Annotated in this window: 22 protein-coding genes; 8 read left to right on the top strand and 14 right to left on the bottom strand. The window is 70.2% G+C overall.

The window, feature by feature from the left end; genetic code table 11:
- Positions 1–459: 459 nt before the first annotated feature.
- The 3 genes from E1286_RS31620 to E1286_RS31610 all read left to right on the top strand — a co-directional run bounded on the left by E1286_RS31620 (position 460) and on the right by E1286_RS31610 (position 2,855).
- Positions 460–1,920 (top strand): hypothetical protein, encoded by a 1,461-nt coding sequence (locus E1286_RS31620; RefSeq protein ID WP_132618246.1) that lies wholly within the window; start codon positions 460–462, stop codon positions 1,918–1,920.
- Between the two features lie 261 nt (positions 1,921–2,181).
- Positions 2,182–2,529: a type II toxin-antitoxin system RelE/ParE family toxin gene (locus tag E1286_RS31615; RefSeq protein WP_342776282.1), complete on the top strand. Its 348-nt coding sequence runs from the start codon at positions 2,182–2,184 to the stop codon at positions 2,527–2,529.
- Positions 2,526–2,855, top strand: coding sequence for a helix-turn-helix domain-containing protein (locus tag E1286_RS31610; RefSeq protein ID WP_132618244.1), 330 nt, complete (start codon positions 2,526–2,528; stop codon positions 2,853–2,855). The genes E1286_RS31615 and E1286_RS31610 overlap by 4 nt, the downstream gene beginning before the upstream one ends.
- Before the next feature lie 346 nt (positions 2,856–3,201).
- Here the strand turns inward: E1286_RS31610 and E1286_RS31605 are convergent, their stop codons facing one another.
- Positions 3,202–4,365: an acyl-CoA dehydrogenase family protein gene (locus tag E1286_RS31605; RefSeq protein ID WP_132618242.1), complete on the bottom strand. Its 1,164-nt coding sequence runs from the start codon at positions 4,363–4,365 to the stop codon at positions 3,202–3,204.
- Between the two features lie 126 nt (positions 4,366–4,491).
- Here E1286_RS31605 and E1286_RS31600 point away from each other — a divergent pair, with 126 nt between their 5' ends.
- Positions 4,492–5,805, top strand: a complete 1,314-nt coding sequence (locus E1286_RS31600) for a UDP-glucose dehydrogenase family protein (RefSeq protein WP_132618240.1) — start codon at positions 4,492–4,494, stop codon at positions 5,803–5,805.
- Positions 5,806–5,890: 85 nt separating this feature from the next.
- On the top strand, positions 5,891–6,664 hold the full coding sequence (locus E1286_RS31595) for a CPBP family intramembrane glutamic endopeptidase (protein ID WP_132618238.1): 774 nt from the start codon (positions 5,891–5,893) through the stop codon (positions 6,662–6,664).
- Between the two features lie 29 nt (positions 6,665–6,693).
- On the opposite strand, the gene purE is transcribed toward E1286_RS31595, so the two are convergent.
- The gene (gene purE / locus E1286_RS31590) at positions 6,694–7,170 is read right to left on the bottom strand and encodes a 5-(carboxyamino)imidazole ribonucleotide mutase (RefSeq protein WP_132618250.1); all 477 of its coding nucleotides are present in this window, start codon (positions 7,168–7,170) and stop codon (positions 6,694–6,696) included.
- A 14-nt stretch (positions 7,171–7,184) separates the two neighbouring features.
- Complete coding sequence (locus tag E1286_RS31585; protein WP_132618236.1) at positions 7,185–8,333, bottom strand: 5-(carboxyamino)imidazole ribonucleotide synthase; 1,149 nt, start codon at positions 8,331–8,333, stop codon at positions 7,185–7,187.
- A gap of 274 nt (positions 8,334–8,607) precedes the next feature.
- On the opposite strand from E1286_RS31585, the gene E1286_RS31580 reads away from it, so the two are divergent.
- Positions 8,608–9,090, top strand: coding sequence for a GtrA family protein (locus E1286_RS31580; protein WP_132618234.1), 483 nt, complete (start codon positions 8,608–8,610; stop codon positions 9,088–9,090).
- Here the strand turns inward: E1286_RS31580 and E1286_RS31575 are convergent.
- A complete protein-coding gene (locus E1286_RS31575) occupies positions 9,074–10,351 on the bottom strand; it encodes an ATP-binding protein (RefSeq protein WP_132618232.1) in 1,278 nt (425 codons plus the stop codon). The genes E1286_RS31580 and E1286_RS31575 overlap by 17 nt on opposite strands.
- 3 nt (positions 10,352–10,354) lie before the next feature.
- Positions 10,355–11,023 carry a response regulator transcription factor gene (locus E1286_RS31570; RefSeq protein WP_012888073.1) on the bottom strand — a complete coding sequence of 223 codons (669 nt, stop codon included), beginning with the start codon at positions 11,021–11,023 and terminating at the stop codon, positions 10,355–10,357.
- A 438-nt stretch (positions 11,024–11,461) separates the two neighbouring features.
- Between E1286_RS31570 and E1286_RS31565 the strand changes: the two genes are divergently transcribed.
- The gene (locus E1286_RS31565) at positions 11,462–14,794 is read left to right on the top strand and encodes a glycosyl hydrolase family 95 catalytic domain-containing protein (RefSeq protein WP_132618230.1); all 3,333 of its coding nucleotides are present in this window, start codon (positions 11,462–11,464) and stop codon (positions 14,792–14,794) included.
- A 119-nt stretch (positions 14,795–14,913) separates the two neighbouring features.
- Here E1286_RS31565 and bfr read toward each other — a convergent pair whose 3' ends face one another.
- From bfr to E1286_RS31530, 7 genes are all read right to left on the bottom strand, one after another.
- Complete coding sequence (gene bfr, locus E1286_RS31560) at positions 14,914–15,402, bottom strand: bacterioferritin (protein ID WP_132618228.1); 489 nt, start codon at positions 15,400–15,402, stop codon at positions 14,914–14,916.
- Between the two features lie 26 nt (positions 15,403–15,428).
- On the bottom strand, positions 15,429–15,605 hold the full coding sequence (locus E1286_RS31555) for a (2Fe-2S)-binding protein (protein WP_132618226.1): 177 nt from the start codon (positions 15,603–15,605) through the stop codon (positions 15,429–15,431).
- A gap of 121 nt (positions 15,606–15,726) precedes the next feature.
- The gene (locus tag E1286_RS31550; RefSeq protein ID WP_132618224.1) at positions 15,727–16,347 is read right to left on the bottom strand and encodes an MBL fold metallo-hydrolase; all 621 of its coding nucleotides are present in this window, start codon (positions 16,345–16,347) and stop codon (positions 15,727–15,729) included.
- A gap of 64 nt (positions 16,348–16,411) precedes the next feature.
- On the bottom strand, positions 16,412–17,497 hold the full coding sequence (locus tag E1286_RS31545; RefSeq protein ID WP_132618222.1) for an S-(hydroxymethyl)mycothiol dehydrogenase: 1,086 nt from the start codon (positions 17,495–17,497) through the stop codon (positions 16,412–16,414).
- Positions 17,498–17,512: 15 nt separating this feature from the next.
- The gene (locus E1286_RS31540) at positions 17,513–18,478 is read right to left on the bottom strand and encodes an adenylate/guanylate cyclase domain-containing protein (RefSeq protein ID WP_132618220.1); all 966 of its coding nucleotides are present in this window, start codon (positions 18,476–18,478) and stop codon (positions 17,513–17,515) included.
- 15 nt (positions 18,479–18,493) lie between these two features.
- On the bottom strand, positions 18,494–19,006 hold the full coding sequence (locus E1286_RS31535) for a PH domain-containing protein (RefSeq protein WP_132618218.1): 513 nt from the start codon (positions 19,004–19,006) through the stop codon (positions 18,494–18,496).
- A gap of 64 nt (positions 19,007–19,070) precedes the next feature.
- Positions 19,071–19,892: a biotin--[acetyl-CoA-carboxylase] ligase gene (locus tag E1286_RS31530; protein ID WP_132618216.1), complete on the bottom strand. Its 822-nt coding sequence runs from the start codon at positions 19,890–19,892 to the stop codon at positions 19,071–19,073.
- Between the two features lie 195 nt (positions 19,893–20,087).
- Here E1286_RS31530 and fdhD point away from each other — a divergent pair, with 195 nt between their 5' ends.
- Positions 20,088–20,927: a formate dehydrogenase accessory sulfurtransferase FdhD gene (gene fdhD / locus E1286_RS31525; RefSeq protein WP_132618214.1), complete on the top strand. Its 840-nt coding sequence runs from the start codon at positions 20,088–20,090 to the stop codon at positions 20,925–20,927.
- An 18-nt stretch (positions 20,928–20,945) separates the two neighbouring features.
- On the opposite strand, the gene E1286_RS31520 is transcribed toward fdhD, so the two are convergent.
- Positions 20,946–23,567 carry a phosphoenolpyruvate carboxylase gene (locus tag E1286_RS31520; protein ID WP_132618212.1) on the bottom strand — a complete coding sequence of 874 codons (2,622 nt, stop codon included), beginning with the start codon at positions 23,565–23,567 and terminating at the stop codon, positions 20,946–20,948.
- A gap of 103 nt (positions 23,568–23,670) precedes the next feature.
- Positions 23,671–25,297 (bottom strand): hypothetical protein (locus E1286_RS31515; protein WP_342776279.1); only part of this gene is annotated, 1,627 nt, incomplete at its 5' end.

Genomic DNA, 25,297 nt, shown 5'->3' with positions numbered 1-25,297 from the left:
TCACGCCGAACGACTCCCCGGACTGCTCGACGGCTTCCTGCACCATCCGCACTGCCCGTTCCTTCAGCTCCGGTGGATAACGACGCTGGGCGGGGTGCGGGGAAGTGGATCGACCTGACATGGACTCCATCCTTTCCAACCGATGAAGTCTCCATCAATCCCGGCGCAGTTCACACACAGGTCGATGGTGCCCCCGGTTCTCGGCGAGCACGCGTGGTCCAGAACTCCTCGAGGTCCCGCGACCATGCGACCCGACCGCTGCGGAACAGAGTCGCGTCCCTTCCGGCACGTGTTCGACGAAGTCCTGTTCGGCGTCGTCGTCGAAAGCCTCGGAGGCGAGGAGCACGCCGAGTTCTACCCGAACGGCATCGGCTTCGACGACACCTGACGCCGCGCGGAACCACGGACCATCGAGGCGGACGAGGGATCTTGTCGTAGGCGATCGGTAGCATCCCGCCCATGTTGCGGGTCGGAGATGTAGCGGCCATGCCCCTTCCGCTGGGCGGCTACGGCGCATGCCAGGTGAGCGGGGTCAGCGGAGATTGTGCGACGGTATGCGCGCTCGACTGGCACTCCGACGAGCTGCCCACACTCGACGACCTCGCCTCCGCCGCACCGTTGATCCTTGACCATCACGGCTGGTCAGGACGACCGGACGCCCTCATGGTCGACAGCTCCGATCCACCGCCGCCCGACTTCGTCTGGCTCGGACAACAACCGGTCCACCCTGACACGCCACCCGAGACGAACACCCTCGGCGCCTGGGAGAGCATCCCGCGAAGCGTCGCCTTCCAGCGGCGCTGGGATCTCCATGTGCCCGCCGCGGCCAAGGCGGCCTACCGCGACGCCACCCACGGCCCGGTCATGGTGGATCTCGGCGACGTGCCGCGGACGATGTACGCCACCGCGTCGTCGCTCACCCTCCCGGCTCATCTCGCAGACGTCCGCTGGCCGGCCTTGGACGCGCTGCCCCAGCTGACCACCGTGAGATGCTCAGGTCCGGATCGCGGCCTCGCCGAGGCTCTCACCGCTCGCCCGATCATCCAAAGCCTTGTCTGGGACGATCCGCCGCACACGGTCGATCTGAGCACGACACACCTGACCACATTGACGATCTCAGGCACCGGGCCACGGCTGTTGCGCCTGCCGCCCGAACTCATCGACCTCCACGTGGAGGGGGAACCACCCGCAGCAGTCGAGGCGGCCGGGGAGGGGCGGTGGATCCATCTGAGCATCGCCGCATTCCCCGGGGTCGCCCCGAACGGTCTCCATGGAGTCCGCCGTCTCGACCTCCGCGGATCCGGTGACCTGTCCCTGACCGCTCTCGCAGCCCTGACGGACCTGGAGTGGCTGCACATCCGCTGGAACCACCCGCACGGCGGTCTCCTCGACGGCTCCCGTCTGAGCGGCTTCTCCCGGCTGCATACCTTACGACTCGCCGACGCCTACGGCGTCGATGCGTCGTCTCTGTCCCATCCGCCCACCTCCGTACGCCGTCTGGACGTCAACGGCATCCGGCGCAGCCAGTCCGAGCTCCTCATGGCGCGCCACCGAGGCACGCCTGTGCGGGTGACCGTGTGGGGCGCCAAATCCGACGCCTGGCTCGCGTCCAACATCGACAACCCGCTGCGCGACTGGGTCGATGACGACGAACAAGCCGGCGCCGCAGCATGCGAGGCCTATGCCTCCGCCCTCCGCGCCATCGACCACCTGCCCGCCGGCGACCCCGCCACGGCCACCAGGGCGCAGCCGATCCTGCGGCATCTGATCGAGCAGCTCAACACGATCGAAGAACGTTCCGAGATCATCGACACCCTCCGAAGGGAAGAGGCCGCGGACGCCTTCTTCGATCTGGCGCAACGTGCCGGCGTCACGGATTCCGAGGCAGCCGACTGGTTCGACGAGTGGCGCGACTTCTGAGCTGTGCGTCTCTCCGGCCGTAGACATCCGGCCGTAGCTGGTGTGATCAGGACCATGCCCCCTCACTGCGGCACACAACCTGGCTCACGATGAGTGACGTACGCTCCGACTGACCTCCCGAGAGCCCAGCACGTCACGCACGAGTCTTACGCCTCCAAGGCTCGCATCCAGGAGGTTGGGCCACCTGCCCTCCTGGACATAAGCCAGATGTTATAATTCCTGTATGGCGTGGGAGATAGTGCTGGTGGAGCCTGTCGAATCATGGTTCCTCAAGTCTGCGAGAGCGACCCAGAATCCGCCACTCTGATCGAGAGAGCCATCGACCGGCTTGCGGAGATCGGCCCAGCTCTCGGACGTCCGTTGGTGGACACCCTCGTAGACGGCGACATGAGCAACCTCAAGGAGCTTCGCCCAGGCTCGCGGAAGCGAACCGAGATTAGAATCGTGTTCGTCTTCGATCCGGACAGGGAAGCCATCTTCCTTGTAGCCGGCGACAAGGCCGGCAGATGGTCGCGCTGGTACGAGGAGGCGATCCCATTGGCCAAAGCACGCTACGCCGAGTACCGCGCTGCGAAGTCGGCTGAGACGAAGAGGGAGGACAAGCGATGAGCCCAGGACGCAACTGGCGTGAGGTCAAGGCGGAAGCGCACCGGTTGTACCCCGAACTGGCCGACCCGCAGCGGCAGGCTGTCGCCGATGCGCAACTGGATGCCTACGTCGCCGGCCACCACCTGAAGGAGCTGCGCAAGTCTGTCGGCAAGACGCAATCCGAGGTGGCGGCTGCGCTTGGGATCTCACAAGCACGCGTCTCTCAGATCGAAAACGGTGATCTGGACTCGATGGAACTCGAGACCATCCGCGCTTACGCAGTTGCTCTCGGTGGCCACGTCGATGTGACGATCAGCGTCGGACCTCACTCGGTACGGGTCGCTTGACCATGAAGCCGACCGTCGATCGGCATGCGACATCCCTCGGCCTCTGGCGTTGTAGGTGATCCGTCCTGTGGTTCGAATAGCCCAGAGCCCGACACTCTGCTCGGTCCTGACCGCACACGTACCCAGGTCGGCCAACTCTGCTGGACTCGGCACGGACGAACACCAGGGGAGGCTGCTCAGAGGCCTCCAAGAACGCTGCGTCAGCAAGAGTGTGCAGTAGTCCTGATGAACGAAGAAGTTCAAGATCACGGAATAGGGACGGAACAGGCGGACACCGAGGGCCAGCCAGCCTTTCAGCGGACCCGGCCTACCATGCCAGGAGAGCCGGGTTTCCGCACGTCAACGCCTACTTCAACAGCTGGCGGGCGATGACCATGCGCTGGATCTGGTTGGTGCCCTCGTAGATCTGGGTGATCTTGGCGTCGCGCATCATGCGTTCCACCGGGAAGTCCTTCGTGTAGCCGTAGCCGCCGAGCAGCTGGACCGCGTCCGTGGTGATCTGCATGGCGGCGTCCGAGGCGGCGCACTTGGCGGCGCTCGACAGGTACGTCAGGTCGGCCTGCCGTTCGCCGTTCATGGCGCGTTCGGACTTGGCCGCCGCGTGGTACGTGAGCTGCCGGGCCCCCTCCAGTTTCATCGCCATGTCGGCGATCATGAACTGCACGCCCTGGAAGTCCGCCACCGGCCGGCCGAACTGCTTGCGTTCCTTGACGTAGCCGATCGCGTAGTCAAGCGCCCCCTGCGCGATGCCGAGCGCCTGGGCGGCGATCGTGATGCGGGTGTGGTCGAGCGTGGCCAGGGCGGTCTTGAAGCCGGTGCCGGGCGCGCCGATCATGCGCGAGGCCGGGATGCGGACGTTGTCGAAGATGACCTGCCGCGTGGGCGAGCCCTTGATGCCGAGCTTCTTCTCCTTCGGCCCGAACGAGACCCCCTCGTCCGACTTCTCCACCACGAAGGCGGAGATGCCGCGCGCCCCGGCGGACGGGTCGGTGACGGCCATCACCGTGTAGAACTCCGACACCCCGGCGTTGGTGATCCACATCTTGGTGCCGTTGAGCACGTACGCGTCGCCGTCGGCCACCGCTCGCGTCTTCATGGCCGCCGCGTCGGAGCCGGCCTCCGGCTCCGAGAGCGCGTACGAGAACATCGCCTCGCCCCTCGCGACCGGCTTCAGGTAGCGGAACTTGAGCTCCTCCGAGGCCGACAGAAGCAGCGGCACCGTGCCGAGCTTGTTGACGGCGGGGATCAGGGAGGAGGACGCGCAGGCGCGGGCCACCTCCTCGATGACGATCACGGTCGCCAGCGCGTCGGCCCCGGCGCCGCCGTACTGCTCAGGGACGTGAACGGCGTGCAGGTCGGCCGCAACGAGGGCCTTGTAGACGTCCCACGAGAACTCCTCGGTCTCGTCGATCTCGGCGGCGTGCGGTGCGATCTTCTCGTCAGCCAGGGCGCGAACGGTCTCCCTGAGCATGTCGTGCTCTTCGGCGGGCGCGTACAGAGGGAAGCTCATGCGTCAAATACTAGGACGTCCGAGCATCTTGTTACCAGCGGGTACGGTTTGCGAAGAATTGCACGTGGCACGTAGCAGGTAGCGGAGGCCCGGTAACATGCCTCCGCGATCGAAAGGAGCTCACACGTGCCATATCGCCTCACGGTGATCGGGACCGGATATCTGGGCATCACTCATGCGGCGTGCATGGCTGACCTGGGGTTCGAAGTCCTGGGCCTCGACGTGGACCCTGACAAGATCGCCCGCCTCAACGCCGGTGAGCTTCCCATCCACGAGCCCGGCCTCGAGCCGGTGCTCCAGCGCGGCCTCGCGTCCGGCCGCCTGCGCTTCACCACCTCCTACGAGGAGGTCGCCGCCTTCGGCGACGTGCACTTCGTCTGCGTGGGCACCCCGCAGAAACGCGGCGAGTACGCCGCCGACGTGACGTACATGGACAACGCCATCGAAAGCCTCGCCCCGCTCCTCGACCGCGAGTGCCTGGTGGTGGGCAAGTCGACCGTGCCCGTCGGCACCGCCGAGCGGCTGGCCGACAAGCTGGCCCGGCTCTCACCGGCCGGCGCGGAGGCCGAGCTGGCCTGGAATCCCGAGTTTCTGCGCGAGGGCTTCGCCGTCCACGACACGCTCAACCCCGACCGCATCGTGCTCGGCGTCCGCACCGAGCGGGCCGAGAAGGTGCTGCGCGAGGTGTACGAGCCGCTCGGCGACGTGCCGATCGTGGTGAGCGACTATGCGACGGCCGAGCTGGTCAAGACGGCCGCGAACGCGTTCCTGGCCACGAAGATCTCGTTCATCAACGCGATGGCCGAGGTCTGCGAGGCCGCGCACGCCGACGTCGAGCTGCTGTCCAAGGCCCTGTCGTACGACGACCGCATCGGCGGGCGCTACCTGAGCGCCGGGCTGGGGTTCGGCGGCGGCTGCCTGCCGAAGGACATCCGGGCGTTCATGGCGCGGGCCGGTGAGCTGGGGGCCGACCAGGCGCTGACGTTCCTGCGCGAGGTGGACGCCATCAACATGCGCCGCCGGGCCCGCATGGTCGACCTGGCCAGGGAGCTGGCCGGCGGCTCGTTCCACGGGTGCACGCTGGGCGTGCTGGGGGCGGCGTTCAAGCCCAACTCCGACGACATCCGCGACTCCCCCGCTCTCGCCGTCGCCGTCGCCATCGGCCACCAGGGCGGCAAGGTCACCATCTACGACCCCATCGCGCTCGACAACGCCCGCAAGGCCCACCCGGAGCTCAACTACGGCGAGTCGGCCGTCGAGGCGGTCCGCGGGGCCCACGTGGTCCTGCTGCTGACGGAGTGGCAGGAGTTCGTGGAGCTCGATCCGGAGCAGCTCGGCGGGGTGGTCGCCGCCCGGCGCATCGTCGACGGCCGCAACGCCCTCGACGCCGAGACCTGGCGCTCGGCCGGCTGGCACTACCGCGCCCTCGGCCGCCCCTGACCGCAGGTCACCATGACTTTCGTCATGGCCGTCTCTATCTCCGGCTCGATGCGCGCGACACCCGCGCGTTCATAGCGTTCCTGGCGTGAGAACTCTCTGGTCCGTCGTCCTGACCGTCGCCGTCATGTTCGCCCAGATCTTCATCGGCGCGGCCCCCGCGTATTTGCTCCTCGACCAGACGAACCCGCTACAGGGACCTCTCGGCGCGCTCGGTGTCACGCTCACCGCGCTCCTGCTCGTCCACCTCGTTCGCCGCTTCCTCGACCGGCGGCCGTGGCCGGCACTGGGCTGGCGCAACCCCTCACACGTCGTGCTCGGCGTGATCGCGGGCGTCGTGCCCGTGCTCGCCGCGCACGGGATTTCCCTCGCCGTCGGAGCGTCCGTCTGGGCGCCGATCGATCTCTCCGTCTATGCCTGGCTGCCGCTGGTGGCCGTCACCGTCCTGCTCAATCAGGCCTTCCCGGAGGAGCTGCTCTGGCGCGGCCACCTCTTCGACACCCTGTCGGTACGGCTGCCGCCACGAGCGGTCGTGCTCATCGTCTCCGCGGGATTCGGCGCCCTGCACATCGTCTCCCAGAGCCAGGCGACCACCCTCGTGGAACGGCTGCTCTACGTGGTCATGGCCGTGGCGCTCGGCTTCGCGTGCACCGCGGCGCGGGTACGCGGCGGCGGGCTCTGGATGGCGGTCGGCGTGCACTGGGGGTTCCATCTGGGCATGCGCGTGCTGCCTCTCCAGCACGTGCGCTTCGGCGTCACGCTCGTGCTGCTGACCATCACGCTCACGCTGGCAGGAGCCGTGCTGCTGAGGCGATCAAGCAGTACGTGGCATTCACCAGGCAGGGCTTCGTCCGCCGCCTGAGGGCGTATCGCCGCGGCCCGCGCTCTGCGTCAGAGCTCGGCGGCCTCGGCGCGCAGGCGTTCGCCCTTGGCGTGCGCCTGCTCCTTCAGCCGCTCCTGGAACTCCTCCATGCGCGCCCGCAGGCCGGCGTCGGAGGCCGCCAGGATGCGTACGGCCAGCAGCCCCGCGTTGCGGGCGCCGCCCACCGCGACCGTGGCGACCGGCACCCCGGCCGGCATCTGGACGATCGACAGCAGGGAGTCCATTCCGTCGAGGTATTTCAGCGGCACCGGCACCCCGATCACCGGCAGCGGCGTGACCGAGGCCAGCATGCCGGGCAGGTGGGCGGCCCCGCCGGCGCCCGCGATGATCACCTGGATGCCGCGGGAGGCCGCCTGCCGCCCGTAGTCGATCATCTCGACGGGCATGCGGTGCGCCGACATCACGTCGGCCTCGAACGGCACGCCGAACTCGGCGACCGCCTCGGCGGCCTGCTTCATCACCGGCCAGTCGGAGTCGCTGCCCATGACGATGCCGATGCTCACGTGTACTCCCCGGTGGTGAGGTAGACGACGGCGTGGCGGGCGCGGGCGCGCACCTCGTCGAGGTTGGAGCCGAGCGCCGTCACGTGGCCGATCTTGCGGCCGGGACGCACCTGCTTGCCGTAGAAGTGCAGCTTGATGCCGGGGTCATGGGCGAGCACGTGTTCGTAGCGCTTGAACAGGTCGGGCTCGTCGCCGCCGAGCAGGTTGGCCATGACGACGACCTGGGCCGTCATCTTGGGTGAGCCGAGCGGCAGGTCGAGCACGGCCCGAAGGTGCTGCTCGAACTGCGAGGTCGTGGCGCCCTCGATCGTCCAGTGGCCGCTGTTGTGGGGACGCATGGCCAGCTCGTTGACCACCAGCCCGCGGGCCGTCTTGAACATCTCGACGGCGAGCAGCCCGGTCACCCCGAGCTCCTCGGCGATCCTCAGGCCGATGCGCTGGGCCTGGGCGGCCTCCTCGGGGTCGAGGTCGGGCGCGGGCGCGAGCACCTCGACGCAGATGCCGTTCTCCTGCACGGTCTCGACGACCGGGTAGCTCACGCCCTGGCCGTGCGGCGAGCGGGCCACCAGCACCGCGAGCTCCCGCTCGAACGGCACGAACGCCTCCGCCATGAGCTCGGCCCCGGACGCGAACGCCTCCGCGACCTCCTCCGGCGTGCGGCACACCCACACACCGCGCCCGTCGTAACCGCCGCGCACCGCCTTGAGCACCACCGGCCAGCCGTGCTCGCCGGCGAACCGGGCGACGTCGTCGGCCGACGACACCCGCGCCCAGGCCGGGCAGGGCACGTCGATCGCGGACAGCCGCTCGCGCATGACCGCCTTGTCCTGGGCGTGTACGAGCGCGTCGGCGCCCGGGCGCACGATGTGGCCGCTCGCCGCGAGCGCCCTGATGTGCTCGGTCGGCACGTGCTCGTGGTCGAACGTGACCACGTCGCATCCCTTGGCGAAATCACGGAGGTCGTCGAGGTCGCGGTAGTCTCCGACGCGCGTGTCGACGATCACCCGCGCGGCGCTCTCGTCACGGTTGCCGGCCAGCACCCGCAGCTCGACGCCGAGCGCGATGGCGGGGGGCTGTGACATCCGGGCCAGCTGGCCCGCGCCGACGATGCCGACGACCGGTCCGATCGGGCTGTATGCACTCACGCCAGGTGAGCTTACCCGGCGGCGGCGGGTCGCTCCGCCGCACCTCCGCTGCTCGTGCGGCTGGGCTGGACGGCCGTTCCGGGTCGCCCTGTGTCAAGGCACGGCCGTCCAGCGTCCCGCAGCGTAATGCCCGTCTAAGGCGGATGTCGGGCATAGGACGATATTTCTACAGACGTTCTTTGCGGGCTATGTCCACCCGTCTGACACCTCGTCCGTGCCGTGCCCGGTACGCTGAGGTGGTCCGGCTCGACGATGGAAGGGACCGAGCAGAGACGTGAAATTCGTCAGACGCCTCTACCAGCGGTTCTCGTCCCTCGTGCACGAGTTGGCCAAGTTCGGCAGCATCGGGGCCATCGCGTTCCTGATCGATCTGGGGCTGCTCAACCTCTGCAACGTCGTGCTCGACCAGGGCCCGCTGACCTCCAAGGTCGCGGCCACGTCCGTCTCCACGACCTTCGCCTACTTCGGCAACCGCTTCTGGACGTTCCGCCACCGCGAGCAGAGCGGCCTCGGGCGCGAATACTTCCTGTTCTTCTTGCTGAACGGCATCGCGCTGCTGTTCGGCATGCTGACGATCGGCTTCACCACCTACACGCTCGGCCTGCACGACCCGCTCAGCGTCAACATCGCCAACATCATCGGCGTCGGCCTCGGCACCCTCTTCCGCTACTGGTCGTACCGGAAGTGGGTGTTCCTGGAGGCCACCGAGCCGATCCCGATGGAGCTGCCCGAGGCCGGCATCAGGCAGGACCGCTGACGACACGGTTGCGGCCGTCGTCCTCCGCCGGGCGCAGGAAGACGGCGAACGTCGCCGGGCGGCGGCGGACGAGCTCCAGCCGGCCCCCGTCGGCGGCGGCCAGCGCGCGGGCGAGCGTCAGGCCGAGACCCGTGCCCCCGGCTCCACTGACGTTCCGCTCGAAGATCTTGGGGGCGATCTCGTCGGCGATGCCCGGGCCCTCGTCGGAGACCTCGACGACCACGTAGTTGTCGCCGCAGCTGGTGGTCACGGTGACGGCCCCGCCGCCGTGACGCAGGGAGTTCTCCAGCAGAGAGGCGATCACCTGGCCGAAACCCCCGGTGGTGGCCATCGCCTTCAGCCCGCGGGCGCCGTCGAGTTGCAGCGTGCGATCGGCCTCGCGGAAGACCGGCTCCCACTCGGTGATCTGCTGGATCAGCACCTCGTCGACCGCGACCGGCTCGGCCTGGGCGTGCCGCTGACGGCGCGCGGCGGCCAGCAGCTCGTCGATCACGGCGGTGAGCCGCTCGGCCTGGACGATCGCCGCCTCGCCCTCCTCGCGCACGACGTCCGGCTGGTCGGCGGAGGCCACGATCTCCTCCAGCCGCATGGTGAGGCCGGTCAGCGGAGTGCGCAGCTGGTGGGAGGCGTCGGTGGCGAACTCGCGCTCGCGGGTGAGCAGGTCGGAAATACGGGTGGCGCTGCGGTCGAGGACCTGGGCCACACGGTCGAGCTCGGGGATGCCGTAGCGGTGTTTACTGGGCCGCGCGTCGCCGGAGCCCAGCCGGTCGGCGATTTTCGCCAAGTCCTGCAAGGGCAGGGTCAACCGGCGTGACTGAACGACGGCGAGGCTCACCGCCACCGCCATGGCCGCCACGGCCAGGGCGACGATGAGAAGCAGGCGAGCGCGTACATCCTGCTCAACCTGGTCACGGTCGCGACTTATCCGAACATAGACGCCCGTGTTGGTCTGGGCGTCCTCCGTCATCAGGTGACCGGACGGCGGGGGGGCGCCGACGACGGTCAACCTGGGGGGAGCTCCGCGTTCCCAGATCTGTATGAACCGTTTCGGATATTTCTGCTCCAGTTGCTGGGGGTCTAGCGGCGTCTCCTGGATGCGGGCATATTCCACCTCTCCCACGAGACGCTTGGCCTCCGCCCCGAGCTCTTGAGCCGCCTCGTCGACGATCAGACGACTGACGACGACGCCCAGGGGGACCCCCAGCAGCAGGACCGCGATTACCGCGACGACCAGGGTGGAGGAGAGCAGTCGGCGGCGCATCTCCTACTCGCGCTCGAACCGGAAGCCGACTCCCCTGACGGTGGTGATGTATCGCGGTTTCGCGGCGTCGTCGCCCAGCTTGCGGCGCAGCCAGGAGATGTGCATGTCGAGCGTCTTGGTCGAGCCCCACCAGTTCGTGTCCCACACCTCGCGCATGATCTGCTCGCGGGTGACGACCTTGCCGGCGTCGCGGACCAGGACCCTCAACAGGTCGAACTCCTTCGTGGTCAAGTGCAGCTCCTTGTCGCCCATCCAGGCACGCCGGGAGTCGGCGTCGATCCGCACTCCCTGGACGACCGGCGTCTCGGAGGTGCCGCGGCGCAGCAGCGCACGGACCCTCGCGAGTAGCTCGGCCAGCCTGAACGGCTTCGTCACGTAGTCATCGGCTCCGGCATCGAGGCCGACGACGGTGTCCACCTCGTCGACGCGCGCCGTGAGAATCAGGACCGGAGTTCCGTGCCCTTCGGCGCGGATCCGGCGAGCGACCTCCAGCCCATCCATCTCTGGTAGGCCTAGGTCAAGAACGATGAGGTCTATTCCGCCCGACAGTGCCCTCTCCAGGGCCTGCGGGCCGTCCGGGCTCACCTCAACCTGATAGCCCTCACGGCGCAGCGCACGCGCGAGTGGCTCGGAGATCGAGGTGTCATCCTCGGCGAGAAGTACGCAGGTCATGAACCGATCGTAGGACCTTAGGCGATCGTTTCCCGGGCACAGCGCGCGGTTTGACTTGTCGTTGACCTATCCATTGACCAGGGCAAACACGACTAAAAGACGCTTCGTCGTGATTAAAGTACCGCGCTTTCGCACCCGAAAGTCATCGGGTGATCATGCCCAAGCGCCAATTCCTCAATCCTCCGGCGGAATTCCGGCACCACGCGCACTCCATCCGGAGCCTCCACAATCCCGTACGCGTGCCGCACCTTCCCCGAAGTACCCGCGACACGCCGACGCCACTCTCGGGGCACGACCTGACGCGTCGGCGTGTCGCCGGACCGGAGGACAGAGACGGACAGACCCTTCTCGTACGGATAGGTCGGATGTTGAGGGTTGTTGCACTGATATTTCGGTGATATTTCATGGTTCTGAGCCCGTAGTGATCGGAGCACTCTCGTGAACGCACCCCCCACCATCCGCGCCATCCTCACCCTCCTGTTAGCCACGTCCCTCACGGCTGCCCTGCCGTCCACCCCCGCCTCCGCCGAAGCGGTCCTCGATACACCCGATGACCTGACCCTCTGGTACGACAAACCGGCCACCGACTGGGAGACCCAGGCGCTGCCGATCGGGAACGGCGCCCTCGGCGCCATGGTGTTCGGCGGCACGTCCACCGAGCAGATCCAGTTCAACGAGAAGACCCTGTGGACCGGCGGCCCCGGCTCGCGGCAGGGCTACGACTTCGGCAACTGGACCACGCCCCGGCCGAACGCCATCGCGGAGGTTCAGGAGCAACTCGACCGCGACGGGAAGATGTCGCCGGAGGCGGTCGCCGCCAAGCTCGGGCAGCCGAAGCGCGGCTTCGGGGCGTACCAGACGTTCGGCGACCTGTGGCTGGACATGGCGCAGGAGGGCACGCCCACCGGTTACCGGCGGGAGCTGAGCCTGCGGGAGGCCGTGGCGAGGGTCGGCTACACGGCGGACGGCGTGCGGTACTCCCGCGAGTACTTCGCCAGTTACCCGGCCGGCGCGATCGTCGGCCGGATCTCGGCTGACAAGCCGGGCAAGGTCTCCTTCACCCTGCGCACGTCCTCGCCGCGCGACGACAAGCAGGTCAGCGTCGAGGACGGCCGGCTGACGATCCGCGGGACGCTGCAGGACAACGGGATGCGGTTCGAGGCCCAGGTGCAGGTCGTCACGGAGGGCGGCACGCGTACGGACGGGGGCGACCGGGTCACGGTCACCGGGGCCGACAGCGCGATGTTCGTCCTGTCGGCCGGGACGGACTACGCCGCCGAGTACCCGGCCTACCGGGGCGAGGACCCGCACGCCGCCGTCACGGCCGCCGTGGACCGGGCGGCCGGACAGGGCTACGACGCCCTGAAACAGGCACACCAGGACGACTACCGCACGCTGTTCGACCGGGTGAAGCTGGACATCGGGCAGAAGGCGCCCGCCATCCCGACGGACCGGCTGCGGGCGAGCTACACCGGCGGCGCGTCGGCCGACGACCGGGCGCTGGAGGCGATGTTCTTCGCGTACGGGCGTTACCTGCTGATCGCCTCCTCGCGGGACAGGTCGTTGCCCGCCAACCTGCAGGGCGTGTGGAACAACTCCACCAGCCCGCCGTGGTCGGCGGACTACCACGTCAACATCAACCTGCAGATGAACTACTGGCTGGCCGACCAGACGAACCTGGCCGAGACCACGAAGCCGTACGACGACTACGTGCGGTCGATGGTGCCGGCGGGTGAGCGGACGGCGCGGGAGATGTTCGGGGCCGACGGCTGGCTGGTGCACAACGAGACGAACCCGTTCGGGTTCACCGGCGTGCACGACTGGGCCACCTCGTTCTGGTTCCCGGAGGCGGCGGCGTGGCTGACCCAGCAGATGTACGACCACTACCGCTTCGGCGGCGACGAGAAGTACCTGCGCGAGACCGCGTACCCGGTGATGAAGGGGGCGGCGGAGTTCTGGCTGGACACGCTGCACACCGACCCGCGTGACGGGAAGCTCGTCGTCTCGCCGAGCTACTCCCCCGAGCAGGGCGACTTCTCCGCCGGGGCGTCGATGTCGCAGCAGATCGTCTGGGACCTGTTCACGAACGTGGCCGAGGCCTCCGAGACGCTCGGGGTGGACGCCGAGTTCCGTACGCGGGTGCGCGAGGCCCTGAAGAAGCTCGACCCGGGCCTGCGGATCGGGTCGTGGGGGCAGCTCCAGGAGTGGAAGGAGGACTGGGACGACCCGAACAACACACACCGGCACGTGTCGCACCTGTTCGCGCTGCACCCGGGGCGGCAGATCACCGCGGACAGCCCGGAGGGCCGGGCGGCCGAGGTGTCGCTGACCGCGCGCGGCGACGGGGGCACCGGCTGGAGCAAGGCATGGAAGATCAACTTCTGGGCGCGGCTGCTCGACGGTGACCACGCGCACAAGATGCTGAGCGAGCAGCTGAAGTTCTCCACGCTGGAGAACCTGTGGGACACGCACCCGCCGTTCCAGATCGACGGAAATTTCGGAGCTTCTGCTGGTATTTCGGAAATGCTGGTGCAGAGCCAGCACCACGAGATCCACGTGCTGCCCGCCCTGCCCTCCGCCTGGCCTACCGGCTCGGTGAGCGGGCTGCGTGCCCGCGGCGACGTCACGGTGGATGTCTCCTGGCACGACGGCGCCGCCGAGAAGATCACCGTGCACCCCGGCCGCACCGGCCAGATCAAGGTACGGGCCGCCGCCGTCGCCGGACGTTACCGGGTGTACGACGAGCAGGGCCACGAGGTGGGCCCGCACCGCTCCGGCGACACGCTGAGCTGGAACGCGCGGGCCGGGAAGTCGTACACGATCGTCAACGAGGTCGCGGTCTCCGTGAAGGCGCCGGCCTCGGTGGGCGCCGGTGAGTCGTTCGAGGTCGAGGCGACGGTCACCGCCCCGGGCCGGCGCGCGGTGCCGGCCGGGACGCTGGCGCTGGAGCTGCCCGAGGGCTGGACCGGCGAGCCTGCCTCCGTACGGGTGCCCGCCGTGCCCCGCGGGGAGACGCGCTCGGCGACGTTCACGGTCACGGCCGGACCCGCCGACGGGAGTCGCAGTGCGCGGCTGACGGCGGTGCTCACGGCTGATTCGTGGCGTTCGTCCGGATCCGCCACGGTGGGCCTGTCGCCCTGCGCGACGCCGCCCGCCGACGAGGTCCTGGTCGCCTGGGACCCGACGGCCGGCTCGACGGTCGCCGACTTCTCCGGCAACGGGCGCCCGGCCTCCGTCGTGGGCGCCGCGGCGTACGACGACGGGGCACCGACGGGCAGCGGGCTGGTGCTGGACGGGTCCGCGTACCTGTCGACGGCGGCCACGACGCTCGGCTACCTGCCGGAGGCCACGTTCGCCGCCGAGGTGAAGATCGCGGGCAGCGGGTATCGGCGGCTGTTCGACTTCCAGCCCTCCGGCGACCCGGGCACGGACGGCGTGCTGATGGACGTCACGCCCGACAACCGGCTGCGGTTCATCGGCGCGGGGCAGAACGTCACGACCGACGCCACGCTGCCGACCGGTCGCTACCTCAGCCTCGTCGTCACGCTGTCCCGCACGGGCGCGGTCACCGTCTACGTGGACGGGGTGCGCGCGGGCGGCGGCACGGTCTCGTCCGACGGGATCGTCGGCTGCGCCACCCGGCCGCTCCGGTTCGCCGCCGACCAGGGCGGCGGGCAGCGCCTGACGGGCGCCGTGGACCGCATGGCCATCTGGCCGCGCGCCCTGCCGGAGTCGGACCTGCGCTCCTGGCAGGAGCTGGCCTTCTCCTGACGCGGGCCTCCGCGCGGGCGGGGGCCCGACAAGCGACGGCCCTGCGCCTCCGGGGCCGGACAAGCGACGGCCCCCGCCACGCTCGTGCGTGCGGGGGCCTTGCGGGCGGCCGGACGCGGTCAGTCGTCGTCGGACGAGGGCGGCTCGGCGTAGCGGGCAAGGTAGAGCTGTTCACCGAGGCTGCGGATCAGGCCGAGCTCGGTCTCCAGGTAGTCGATGTGCTTCTCCTCGTCCTCGAGGATCTGCTCGAAGATGCGCGCCGAGGTGATGTCGCCCTTCTCACGCATGAGCTGGATCGCCGGCCGCAACCGCTGCACCACCGCCGACTCGACGTCCAGGTCCGCCTGGAGCTGCTCCGGCACGGTCTGGCCGATGTGCAGGGTGCCGAGGCGCTGGTAGTTGGGCAGTCCCTCGAGGAACAGGATGCGCTCGGTCAGCCATTCGGCGTGGCGCATCTCCTCGATCGACTCGTCGCGCGTGTGCTCGGCGAGCTTGGTGTACCCCCAGTTCTCCTGCATCTTGGCGTGCAAGAAGTACTGGTTGATCGCGGTCAGCTCCGCGGTCAGCTGTTCGTTGAGCAACTCGATGATCTGCTTGTCGCCCTGCATGAACGGGCCCCTCGCTGCTATCCCGGCTATGCCGTCGTGAGTTCTTCAGACCTTTTCAGGATTGCACAGATCTTCCGTACACATCGGGCACAGTCCCCACCGGCACCTGTGGTGTCGCGAATCTGCTTGGCGCTGGTGGCCCCGGCGGCGATGCAGTCGTGCACTTCGTTCTCGGTCACAGCACGACAAACGCATACGTACATCCGGGGACATGCCTCTCACGCAGGGGGACAGGGGACGCCTTTAGGTTAGGCACACCTAAGCTAGCTCATGTTGGTTAGGCTTGCCTATGTTGGCTCGGTCACAGTCCCGTGTCCCCCGGTGTCAGTGCCCCCGGGTGATCCATTCCTCCAGGTGGGGCGCCTCCGCGCCGATCGAGGTCGACTCGCCGTGGCCGGTGTGCACCACCGTCTCGGGCGGCAGCGTCAGCAGCCGTTCCCTGATCGACTCGATGATCGTGTCGAACGAGCTGTAGGACCGGCCGGTGGCCCCAGGACCGCCCTTGAACAGGGTGTCGCCGCTGAACAGCGCACCGAGGTCGGGAGCGTGGACGCAGACCGCGCCCGGCGCGTGGCCGGGGGTGTGCAGGACCTGCAGCGTGATCCCGCCGACCGTCAGCTTCTCGCCGTCGGCCAGCGGCTCGTAGGCCACCTCAGCCCCGTAGACCTGCTCCCACAGCACCTGGTCGGCCGGGTGCAGCCGGATCGGCGCCCCGGTCAGCTCGGCCAGCTCGCGGGCGGCGTTGATGTGGTCGTTGTGCGCGTGGGTGCAGACGATGGCCTTCACCGTGCGCCCGCCGACCCGCGCGGCGATCGGCCCGGCGGTGTGGGCGGCGTCGACGATCACGACCTCTCGGGCGTCGCCGACCAGCCACACGTTGTTGTCGACGTCCCATGTGCCGCCGTCGAGAGAGAACGTGCCCGAGGTGATGACGCGGTCGATCACAGTGCCTCCTGCCGAGCTGCGCTCCGAAGGCTGTAACGGATGTCCTCGCTACGCTGCGGATCCATTACAGCACCACCACCGAGCGCAGCACCTCGCCGCGGTGCATCTTCGCGAACGCCTCCTCGACCTGGTCGAGGGCGATCGTCTCGCTGACGAACTTGTCGAGCGGCAGGCGATTCTGCAGGAACAGGTCGATGAGCATCGGGAAGTCGCGCGAGGGCAGGCAGTCGCCGTACCAGGAGGACTTCAGGGAGCCGCCGCGGCCGAACACCTCCAGCAGGGGCAACTCGATGTTCATCTCCGGCGTCGGCACGCCGACCAGGACGACCGTGCCGGCCAGGTCGCGGGCGTAGAACGCCTGCGTGTACGTCTCGGGCCGGCCCACCGCCTCCACGACCACGTCGGCGCCGAACCCGCCGGTCAGCTCCTTGACCGCCTCGACCGGGTCGCTCTCGCGCGAGTTGACCGTGTGGGTGGCGCCGAAGCCGCGGGCCCACTCCAGCTTGCGGTCGTCCACGTCGACCGCGATGATCTTCGCCGCGCCGGCCAGCGAGGCGCCCAGGATCGCCGCGTCGCCGACGCCACCGCAGCCGATGACCGCCACGCTGTCGCCGCGCGTCACGCCGCCGGTGTTGATGGCCGCGCCGATGCCGGCCATGACGCCGCACCCCAGCAGGCCGGCGACCTGCGCCGGAGCCTCGGCCGAGACCTTCGTGCACTGACCCGCCGCCACCAGCGTCTTCTCCAGGAACGCGCCGATGCCGAGCGCGGGCGACAGCTCGGTGCCGTCCTTGAGGGTCATCTTCTGCTTGGCGTTGTGGGTGTTGAAGCAGTACCACGGGCGGCCGCGCAGGCAGGCCCGGCACTGGCCGCAGATCGCGCGCCAGTTGAGGATCACGAAGTCGCCCGGGGACACCTCCGTGACACCGGGACCGACCGCCTCCACCACGCCCGCCGCCTCATGCCCCAGCAGGAAGGGGTAGTCGTCGCTGATGCCGCCCTCGCGGTAGTGCAGGTCGGTGTGGCAGACCCCGCAGGCCTGAACGTTCACCACCGCCTCGCCCGGACCCGGATCCGGGACGACTACCGTCTCGAGCGAAACTTCCTGACCCTTGCCTCGGGCGATGACGCCCTGCACTTCGTACGGCATGCCAGCCATCTTGTGTCAGGAGGATGATCTCCGCAAGACATAGGGCTGCACCACGCCGAGCCCTCTGGCGGGACGGCGCCGGATCTTGTGCAACGCGTAGCCCTCGCGCCCGTCGAGACCGCCGGCCAACTCGGCGTCGACCAGGATCGTGCCCGGCCGGGCGATGGCGGTCAGACGGGCGGCGAGATTGACCGTCGTGCCGAAGACGTCGCCCATCATGGGGACCACGGGCCCGTACGCCATGCCGATGCGCAGCTCGCAGGTCTCGGCCAGATCGAGCGCGATCGCCCCGGCCTGCTCCGCCGTCCGGGCGGTGAACAGCACCTCGTCGCCCAGCGTCTTGACCAGCCGGGCGCCGTGGCAGGCGACGACGTCGGAGGCCCGCGCCTCGAACCCCTCCACCAGACCGGCCAGCTCCTTCTCGTCGAGCTCGCGGGCCCGCCGGGTGAACGACACCAGGTCGGCGAACCCCACGGCCAGCGGCACGCGGGTCGGCGCCAGCTCGTCGTGCACGTCGGCCATGGCCAGCAGCCGGGTGCCGGCCGCGGCGAGCTGGGCCCGCCAGACGTGCACGAGAACGTGCTGGAAGTCGGGCAGCAGCTCCTGCGCCGTGCCGAGCAGCGCGGCCAGGTCGCCCTCCGCGCGCTCCTCCGGCAGGGTCGCGCCGACGAAGATCTCCGCCTGCCACTGGGCGAGCCGCGCGGTGGTCTGGCCGAGCGCGCGGGCCATGCGGATCACGGTCTGCTCGTCGAGGCCGCCGTCGAGCATGCGGCGCACCCGGCGCAGCGCGGCGACGTCGGCGTCGGTGAACGCCACGGCGTCGTCGGCCCGCTGCGCGAACCCCAGAGCACGCCAGATGCGGGCCGCCAGCTCCTGCGACACGCCGGCCTCGGTCGCGACCTCGGCCCGCGTGTGGCGGGGCGGAAGGCCGACCAGCAGCCGCTCGATGTCCTCAGCCGTCGGCCGACGCTGTTCGCTCACCCGTAGGAGGGTATGTCAGCGGCCGTCGAGCTCACCGTCGGTGGCGTCCTCCACCAGCCGGAACAGGTCGGTGCGGACGTCCTGGATCTTCGGGATGTCGCGCAGCACGATCTCGCCCCGGTCGCCGGCCGACTCGACCGTCAGGGTGCCGCAGCCGAGCAACCGCTCGGGGAACGACTGATCGGAGCTGACGGTGTTGACCTTGGTGATCGGGATCTCGTCGGTCGACTTGTTGAGCACGCCGGTGCTGATCGTGAAGCGGTGGGTGGTGAGCACGTACGCCGTATTCTTCCACTGCAGGTAGGGCACGAACGACCAGATCGTCAGCAGGATGAGCGCGATGACGACGACCGCGATCCTGGCGTAGGTCGCGTAGGCGAAGTCGGCCGGGATGAAATAGAGCGCCGCGGCCGAGGCCAGGGCGATGAGGACCAGCGCGAGGAACGGGCCGACGAGCCGCTTCCAGTGTGGGTGGAAGGATCGTACGCGCCGCTCTCCCTGCGTCAGATGATGGTCGGGAAGGGCCATGGGCACATGCTGCCACCATCGCTCACGCCACGGCTACGACGCCGGGGCAACCGGCAGAGCCCGGTCAGCCGGCCGGGCGGACGTGGACGACGTCGCCCGCGCTGAGCGTGTGCTGCTCGCCCGCCGCGTCGACCAGCAGGTGGCCGAAGTGGTCGATGCCGGTGGCCTGCCCGGTCAGCGTCGCCTCCCCCGGCAGCTGCACCCTGACCCGCTGCCCGACCGTGGCGCTCGACGCGAGGTAGGCCGAGCGCAGCCCGGACGCCTCCGCGTCGCCCTTCGCCTCGGTCCAGTCGTGGTAGTGGCCCTCGACCTCGCGCAGCACCGCCCTGATGAGCGGGTCGCGGTCGATGCAGGCCGCCTCCTCGATGCCGAGCGACGTGGCCGTCTGGACCGGCAGCTCGTCGGGCCTGAGCGTGACGTTCAAGCCCATGCCGATGACGACGGCGTCGTCCACCCGCTCGGCCAGCACCCCGGCCAGCTTGCGCTCGCCGATCAGCAGGTCGTTGGGCCACTTGAGGCGTACGTCGACCTCGGCCAGGCGGCGTACGGCCGAGGCGGCGGCGACGCCGTACATGAGGGTGAGCCAGCCGTGGGCGGCGACCGGCACGCCGGGCCGCAGCAGGATCGAGAACGTCAGCCCGGAGCGGGGCGGCGCCGACCAGGGGCGGCCCAGCCGGCCGCGGCCCGCCCGCTGCTCCTCCGCCACCAGCACCGTGCCCTCGGGAGCGCCGCCGCGGGCGGCGTCGGCGAGGTCGGCGTTGGTGGAGCCGGTGCTGTCGACGACCGTGACGCCGGTCCACAGCGAGCCGGGCCGCACGAGGGCGCGGTTGAGCGCCGCCTCCGACAGGGGCGGGCGGTCGAGGTCGGAGTAGCGGGACTCGGGCATCTCCCCATCTTCCCCGACGGCGGTGGGTGCCGAGGCCTCGGGGCCCCGGGTCTCCGGCATTCCTGACCAGGAGTGATGATGGAGTATGAGCACATTTCTGCACCCTGCGGGCCGGGAGACCCCCTGGCCGGAGGGTGACGAGCCGCTGGAGGACGGCCGCCGCGAACCCGGCGCGCCTGTCACGGTGGGGGCGCTGTGAAGGTGCGCCCGGGTCCGACGACCCGCATCCGGATCAGGGAGTTCTCCGGCTCCACCGCCAGGGACCGCCGCGACGACCTGGCCACGGAAGAGCCGCTGGAGATCCGCATGTCCGCCCCCGACGGCTCGCGGCGCACGGCGGCCATCACCATGCGCACGCCGGGGCACGACTTCGAGCTGGCCGCCGGCTTCCTGAGCGGGGAGGGCCTGGCGGGGCCGGGGGACATCGCCGCGATCGCGTACTGCACCGACGACGACATCCCGCCCGAGGCCCGCTACAACACGGTGACCGTCCACTTGAAGGGGCCCATCCCCGACCTGCCCGCGCTCGACCGCCACTTCCTCACCTCCAGCGCGTGCGGCGTCTGCGGCTCGGCGAGCCTGGAGTCGCTGCACGACCGCTGCCGCCCCCTCCCTCGGGGGGAGCTGGAGCTCACCGCCGAGCTGCTGTACGGGCTGCCCGGCGCGCTGCGTGACGCCCAGGGCGTGTTCGGCAAGACGGGCGGGCTGCACGCCGCCGGGCTGTTCTCGGCCTCGGGGACGCTCGTGGCGGCGCGCGAGGACGTCGGCCGGCACAACGCCGTCGACAAGCTGGTCGGCTGGGCGGCGATGAGCGACCGGCTGCCGCTGAGCGACCACGTGCTCATGGTGAGCGGCCGGACCAGCTACGAGATCATGCAGAAGGCCCTGTCGGCGGGCATTCCGGCGGTGTGCGCGGTGTCGGCGCCGTCCTCCCTGGCGGTCGACCTCGCCAGGGAGTTCGGCATGACGCTGGTGGGCTTTTTGCGCGGCGAACGCTGCAACGTCTACGCGGGCGCCGAGCGGGTGGCCGCGTGAGACCCAGCCGAGTGAGGGTCAGCCGGTGTTCTGCAGGCCGGCCGCCACGCCGTTGACCGACAGGAGCAGGAGGGTGGACAGGCGTTCGCGCTCCCGCTCCGACGGGGCGCCGGTGCGCAACGCGCGCAGCGCCCGCAGCTGCAGGTGTGACAGGGCGTCGACGTACGGGTCGCGCAGCTGGACGGCCCGCGAGAGGACCTTGCGGTTCTCCAGCAGCCGCGTGTGGCCGGTGACGCGCAGCACCAGGTCGCGGGTGCGGTCGTACTCCTCCAGCACCCGGCGGGTGAAGTCTTCCCTGCCGCCCAGCGCGAGGTAACGCTCGGCGATCGAGCGGTCGGTCTTGGCCAGCGACATCTCGGCGTTGTCGAGCAGCGCGTTGAACAGCGGCCACTCCGCGTACGCCGCCCGCAGCTCCTCCAGGGAGCCGACGGCGGCCAGGCCGGTGCCGAGGCCGTACCAGCCGGGGAGGTTGACCCGGGTCTGCGCCCAGGCGAACACCCACGGGATGGCGCGCAGGTCGTCGAGCGAGCGCGGCGCGCCCAGACCGCGGCGGGCCGGGCGCGAGCCCAGGCGCAGCGTGCCGATCTCTTCCAGCGGGCTGACCAGGCCGAACCATTCGGGGAAGCCCGGCGCCTCGGTCAGCGCGCGGTAGGCGCCTTCTGAGGCCGTGGCCACCTGCTCGGCCAGGCCGCGGAAGCGCTCGGCGGCGGCCGCCGTGCGCTCCCCCACCGTGGGCGAGGACGCCATCAGCACGGCGTTGGCCACCTGCTCCAGGTGACGGCGGGCGATGGCGATGTGGCCGTAGCGGGCGAAGATGACCTCGCCCTGCTCGGTGACCTTGAAGCGGCCCGCGACCGAGCCGGGGGCCTGCGCCAGCACCGCCCTGTTGGCCGGGCCGCCGCCGCGGCCGAGTGCGCCGCCCCGGCCGTGGAACATGCGCAGCTGCACGTCGTGCTCGGCGGCCCAGGCGGTGAGCGCCTCCTGCGCTTCGTACAGCCGCAGTGTGGCCGCCGCCGGGCCGAGCTCCTTGGCCGAGTCGGAGTAGCCGAGCATGATCTCCATGCGCCGGCCGGTGTCGTCCAGCCGCCGCTGGACCTCCGGGATGTCGAGCATGCCGGTCAGCACGCGCGGCGAGTTGGCGAGGTCCTCGCCCGACTCGAACAGCGGCACCACGTCGAGCACCGGCGCGCGGTCGCCGAGGGCGCGCCTGGCCAGCTCGTGAACCGCCGCGATGTCGTCGGCGGAGCGGGTGAAGGAGACGACGTAGCGGGAGCAGGCCCTCACGCCGTAGCGCTCCTGGATCCAGCCGATCACCCGGATCGTGGCGAGGACCTCCTCGGTGCGCTCGGACAGCTCGCCGCCGGCCCGCAGCTCCTCCAGGGCCGCGGCGTGCACCTGGGAGTGCTGGCGCACCTCCAGCTCGGCCAGGTGGAAGCCGAACGTCTCGACCTGCCAGATGAGGTGCTGCAGCTCGCCGTACGCCTGCCGCGGCGCCGAGGCGGCCAGGGACTCCTGGGCCAGCCGCAGGTCGGCCAGCAGCTCGGCCGGCGAGCGGTAGGCGAGGTCGAGGTCGCGGCGGCGGGTGGCGGCGATGCGTGTCGCCACGAACAGCAGCCACTGCCTGTGGGGCTCGCGCGGCGAGCGGGTGGCCAGCTCGGAGACCACGTCGGGGTAGGCGTCGACGGCCGTGGCCAGCGCGGAGCGCAGCCCGGACGAGCAGGGCGCCAGCGGGGCCGACGCGGTGAGCGTGCGGCCGATGCGCGAGCAGGCGGTCTCCAGGGCCGACAGCACGTGCTCCGACTGGATCTGCATGGTCTCGCGGGTGACGCGGGCGGTGACGTTGGGGTTGCCGTCGCGGTCGCCGCCGATCCAGCTGCCGTAACGGATGAACGGCCTGGCCCGCGGCGGCCGGGTGCCGGTGCGCTCGTCGAGCGCCGCGTCCAGCGAACGGTAGACCTGCGGCACCATGCGGAACAGGGTCTCGTCGAAGGCGGCCATGGCGGTGCGCACCTCGTCGAGCGGGTCGAGCTTGGTGGAGCGCAGCTGGGCCGTACGCCACAGCAGGTCGATCTCCTCCAGCATGCGGCGCTCGCTCTCGGCGCGCTCGGAGGCGCCGCGGCCGGGGGTGTTGTACTCGGTGAGCTGACCGCTGATGCGCTGGATCGCGGTGACGACGGCGCGCCGGCGCGCTTCGGTGGGGTGCGCGGTGAGCACGGGATGCAGCTCCAGGTCCTCCACCAGCTCGGTGACGCGCTCGTGGCCGAGCTCATGAACGGCCTGCGCCAGCGACTCGCGCTGCACGCGGCCCTCGGCGTCACGCTCGCGCAGCGTGCGGATCCGGTAGTGCTCCTCGGCCAGGTTGGCCAGATGGAAGTAGCAGGTGAACGCGCGGGCGACCTGCACCCCGCGCTCGATCTCCCACCCCTCCACCATTTCGGTGATCTCGTCGGCCGAGACCTCTCCTCTGCGCGCGGCGATGACCGCCTTGCGCAACCGTTCGACGTCGGCCAGCAGGTCTTCGCCGCCCTGCTCCGCCAGCACCTGGCCGAGCAGCCGGCCGAGCATGCGCACGTCGTGGCGCAGCTCCTGCGGCATCTCGGTCGCGGCCGCACTGCGTCGCTCGAGCCCCTGGTCAATCATGATTCGAAGATATCGACTCACCTTCCGCCGCCGTAGACCGGTCTCGCCCATTGGACTAGACCACTATCGGAGCCGCGTGCGGCGCCGGCTGGTCGCGGGGTGGTCAGGTGGGTTTCGAGACCGCGGCCAGCAGCTCGGGCATGCGGCGGTGGGCGACTCTGGCGGCCAGGCGGCGGCCGAGGGCGGCGATGAGCAGGCCGTAGAACGGCGCCGCCGGCGACACCCAGAGCATGCCCAGCATCATCGGCAGCACGAACGGCACCGACAGCGCGATCATCGCGACCGCGGCCGCCACCGCCCCGGCGAACGCCTGCCCGCCCTGGCCCGGGGCCGCGCCGGTGAAGGCGTTCATCCGGTCGGGCACGGTGTACGGCAGCAGCACGCTGGTGACCGAGCCGACGCCGAGGCCGACGCCGAGGACGCCCCACGAGGCCAGCAGGGCGGGCAGGATCCTCGCGGACTGGCCGGCGTACAGGCCGCTGCCGACGGCGATCACGGTCAGCACCGGCACCGCGATCATCGCGTTGGCCAGGTGCCGGCCGGCAAGGTCGGTGCGCAGGTCGCGCTCGGTGCCGAAGACGACGGCGTTCATCCACAACGAGCGGCCGTCGATGCCGAACACGTTGCCCGCCATCAGGGCGATCATCAGCGCGCCCAGCATGGCCAGGAAGACGGCCTGCCCGTCGGACGGCTGGTCGCCGCCCATCGAGAAACCGAGCACCACCGTGAGGAACAGGGCGCTGCCCCAGTTCACCCGGAAGCGCGGGTCGCGCCGGATGTACTTCAGCTCCTTGGTCACCACCGCCGCCAGCGGGCCGTCGGGCAGCAACCGGTCGACGAGGCCCCGCTCCCTGCGTACGGAGGCCGACTTCCCGGCGGCCTCCGGCGTGACGAGGGCGCGGCTGAGCGCCTTGATCCACAACCAGCCGCACAGCACCACGAGCACGGCCAGGACCGCGATCTCGGCCAGCCCGGCGAGCCCGCCGTCGGCGATCGCGTGCGCGGCCATGCCGGGCGGGGTCCAGCGCAGCACGGCGGCCATCTGGTGCAGCATCGTCGTGGGGTCGGCGAGGCCGCGGTTCATCATCAGGTTGGGCACCTGCGCGAGCAGCAGGACCAGGATCATGGAGACGGCCAGCAGGTCGCGCCCACGCCGGCTGCGCAGCGCCCCGGAGAGCACCGTGGTGACCAGCCGGGACGCCACCACGCAGAGCGCGAACTGCAGCAGCACGGCCGGCACCCCGAGGAGCACGCCGCCGGGGCCGGTGGCGAGCGCGGTGACCGCGCCGAACGTGACGACGAGCGTGGCCAGCGGCCAGACGCCGGTCACGGACGCGGTGAACAGGCCGAGCGCGAGGTCGCGCGTACGCAGCGGGAACAGCGCCAGCTTCGCCGGGTCGAGTGTGTCGTCCAGGCCGAAGGCCAGCAGCGGCATGACCATCCAGCTGACCAGCAGCGACGCGTACGCCACGACCGTGACCGAGAGGGCGATGTCGTCGGGCGCCAGCCTCAGCAGGCTCATCAGGAAGAAGCCGAGGGCGCCCAGGACGAGGGCCACGACCAGGGTGAAGACGAAAGCGATCTTGCGCTGCGCGTCGCCGCGCAGGTTGCCGCCCAGCAGCCGCAGCTTGAGCTGCGCGAAGAGCCCGACGGTGCCGAGCACGCCGTTGCCGAGGCCGGGCGCGATCCCGGTGTCAGGCGCGGGGCCAGGGCCGGGCGCGGGGCCAGGG

This window comes from Nonomuraea terrae (assembly GCF_004348995.1).
Classification (GTDB): Bacteria; Actinomycetota; Actinomycetes; order Streptosporangiales; family Streptosporangiaceae; genus Nonomuraea; species Nonomuraea terrae.
This window is presented reverse-complemented; position numbering and strand designations above follow the sequence as displayed.